Source organism: Streptomyces sp. NPDC052107 (genome assembly GCF_040680215.1).
In the GTDB taxonomy this organism is placed as follows: Bacteria; Actinomycetota; Actinomycetes; order Streptomycetales; family Streptomycetaceae; genus Streptomyces.
In genome coordinates, this window is sequence record NZ_JBFAWG010000221.1 from 1 (window position 1) to 3,261 (window position 3,261).

The 3,261-nt window shown below is 69.9% G+C and carries 2 protein-coding genes; both read right to left on the minus strand.

Going from position 1 to position 3,261, the window contains the following annotated elements; all coding sequences use genetic code 11:
• The coding region (locus AB0M27_RS47100) for a type I polyketide synthase (protein ID WP_365732360.1) at positions 1–1,950 on the minus strand (1,950 nt) is incomplete at its 3' end.
• Between the two features lie 30 nt (positions 1,951–1,980).
• Positions 1,981–2,880, minus strand: coding sequence for a proline iminopeptidase-family hydrolase (locus AB0M27_RS47105; RefSeq protein ID WP_365732361.1), 900 nt, complete (start codon positions 2,878–2,880; stop codon positions 1,981–1,983).
• Positions 2,881–3,261 lie beyond the last annotated feature (381 nt).

Sequence of the window (3,261 nt, forward strand, 5' to 3'; positions counted from 1 at the left end):
GGCGGAGATCTCCCCGATGGAGTGCCCCAGCAGCACATCCGCTGGGATGCCCCAGTGACGCAACACCGCCACCAGAGCCGCCTGCACGGCGAACAAGCCGGCCTGGGTGAACACGGTGGCATCCACCAGGGAAGCGTCCTCGCCCCAGATCACCTCACGCAGCGGCCGCTCCAGATGCACATCCAGGGCCGCGCACGCCCGGTCGAACGCCTCGGCGAACACCGGGTCGGCGTCATACAGCTCCCGGCCCATCCCCAGCCACTGCGAGCCCTGACCCGTGAACAACCACCCCGTCCGACCAGACGACACCCGCCCCGTCACCGCACCAGAGCCGTCCGCTGCAAAGGACGCCAGGGACCCGATCGCCTCCTCACGCGAGGACGTCACGACCACAGCCCGGTGCTCATGCCGACCCCGGCCATGCGCCAACGCCGAAGCCACTTCCGCGACTTCGACGTCCTCCCGCCCCGACCACCAATCCGCAAGCCGCCCCGCCGACTCGGCCAGCGCCTCAGACGTACGCGCGGACAACGCCACCGCCACCGGACCCACCACCGGCTCCGACGCACCAGCGGACTGCTCGGACTCAGCGGCCTGTTCCAGGATCACGTGCGCGTTGGTGCCGGAGATCCCGAACGAGGACACCGCAGCCCTGCGCGGCCGGTCCCCCACCCCCGGCCACTCCCGCGCCTCGGTCAGCAACTCCACCGCACCCGCCGACCAGTCAACTTGCGGCGACGGCGCATCCACATGCAGCGTCCGCGGCATCACCCCATGCCGCATCGCCTCCACCAACTTGATCACACCAGCCACACCCGCAGCCGCCTGCGTGTGCCCCAGATTCGACTTCACCGAACCCAGATACAGCGGTGCCCCATCCCCACGCTCACGCCCATACGTGGCCAACAGCGCCTGAGCCTCGATCGGATCCCCCAGCCGCGTACCCGTACCGTGCGCCTCGACCAAGTCGACGTCACCACCGGACAGACCACCGTTGGCCAGCGCAGCACGGATCACCCGCTGCTGCGAAGGACCGTTCGGCGCCGTCAGACCATTGGACGCACCGTCCTGATTGACCGCCGAACCCCGCACCACCGCCAACACCGGATGCCCCAACCGACGCGCATCCGACAACCGCTCCAGCAACAGCAGCCCCGCACCCTCACCCCAACCGGTCCCGTCCGCCGCCTCCGCGAACGCCTTGCACCGACCGTCCGGCGACAACCCCCGCTGCTTGCTGAACTCCACGAACGTCTCCGGCGTCGACATCACCGTCACACCACCGGCCAACGCCAACCCACACTCACCCGAACGCAACGCCTGCACCGCCAGATGCAGGGTTACGAGGGATGAGGAGCACGCCGTGTCCACCGTCACCGCCGGCCCCTCCAGGCCGAAGGTGTAGGCGACCCGGCCGGAGACGACGCTGCCTCCGCTGGTGCTGCCGTCGTCGTCGCCGAGGGCGTAGTCGTGGTACATGACGCCCGCGAAGACGCCCGTGCGGCTGCCCTTGAGGGTGTGGGGCGGGATGCCGGCGCGTTCGAAGGCCTCCTGGGCGACTTCGAGCAGGAGTCGCTGCTGGGGGTCCATCACGAGGGCTTCGCCGGGGCTGATGTTGAAGAATCCCGGGTCGAACCGGTCGGCGTCGTGGAGGAAACCGCCCTCGCGCGCGTAGCACTTGCCGTCGACGCCCGGCTCGGGGTCGTACAGGCCGTCGAGGTCCCAGCCCCGGTTGACGGGGAACGGCGTGACGGCGTCGCGCCCCTCGGCGACGAGTTGCCACAGCTCCTCGGGGGTGCCCACACCACCGGGGAACCGACAGGCCATCGAGACGATCGCGATCGGTTCCCGGGCGGCGGCGAGGTGCGCGTCGTGGGCCTCGCGCAGCTTCTCGTTCTCGATCAGGGAGTTGCGCAGGGCCTCGACCAGCTGGTCAACCTGGGTGTCCACGGGTCCTCGTGTTCTGCTCGGTGTCTTGGCTCAGTCCAGCGAACGCAGGTACTCGACGAGCACCTTCATGAACAGCGCGGGTTCCTCGAGGTGGGGGCCGTGGCTCGATTCCTCGAAGATCTCCCAGCGCACGTCGGGGATCAGGTCGTAGTAGGGCTGCACCGCGCCGACGGTCACCTCGTCGTGGCGTCCGGAGAGGAGGAGGGTGGGGACCTGGATGCGCGGCAGGAGGTCGACCACGGACCAGTCCCGCAGGGTGCCGACGACGTGGAACTCACTCGGTCCGTTCATCGTGAAGTAGACGGTCGGGTCGTTGGCGATCTCCATCATCGACGCCGTCAGCTCGGTGGGTTTCTCCGGCAGCCGGAAGACATGGCGGTCGTAGAAGACGTTCATGGCCTCGAGGTACTCGGGGCTGTCCGTGGTACCGGCGGCCTCGTTTGCGAGCAGCGTCTCGTTGACTCCGGGTGGCAACTGGGCTCGTAGGACGGCGAGTTCCTCGGTCCACAGGGGATAGGAGGCCGGCGAGTTCGCCACGACCAGTCCGCGCAGGCCCTCCGGCTGCCGTGCGGCGTAGGCGGCGGAGAGCATGCCGCCCCAGGACTGTCCGAGGAGCACGAAGTTGTCGGCGACGCCCAAGGAGTGCAGGAGGTTGTCGAGCTCACCGAGGAACAGCTCCACGGTCCAGAAGTCGGCGCCCGCCTGCGGCAGGTGCGTGGAGCCGCCGTTGCCGAGCTGGTCGTAGTGGACGACGGGCCAGCCGTGTTCGGCCAGTGCGGCCAGGCTCAGCAGGTAGTCGTGGGTGCTTCCGGGTCCGCCGTGCACCAGCACCACCGTCGGCCGCGCCGACTGGAGGTCCCCGGTCACCCGGTACCAGGTCCGGTACGGGCCGAAGGCCACGGTCCCGCGGGCACTCGGTGCCGGCGCCATACGACTTCCCCTTCCGTTCGGGATGCGGTGCGGTACGGCCGAGGCCGGCATCGGCGGGATCGGCGCGGTGCGCCCGGCCGGCCGACCGGCCCGACCTCGCATGTGACGGTAATGACGGAGGCGGGCCCGCGGACCCGCTGCGGCCCCCTGTAGGGGGCGGCGCTCCCCCTACAAGAGCCCGACGCCACCGGGTAGGCCGGGGTACGGAGGGCCGCCGAACCGGGGGTCCGCCGAACCGGAGGCTCGCGGAACCGGAGCCCCGCAGGGCAGTGGGCCCGGCGGTCGGCTAGTGGCTCGTCACACAGCCTTGGCCGGGTGATCGGTCCATGATCGGATCGGTGAGTCGGGTGCGAAGTTCGTCTTCGGTTTCGCGCGGGTGTT

Coding starts and splice junctions, on each gene's coding strand:
- AB0M27_RS47105 (WP_365732361.1), bottom strand. CDS start 2,880: ATGGCGCCGGCACCGAGTGCCCGCGGGACCGTGGCCTTCGGCCCGTAC.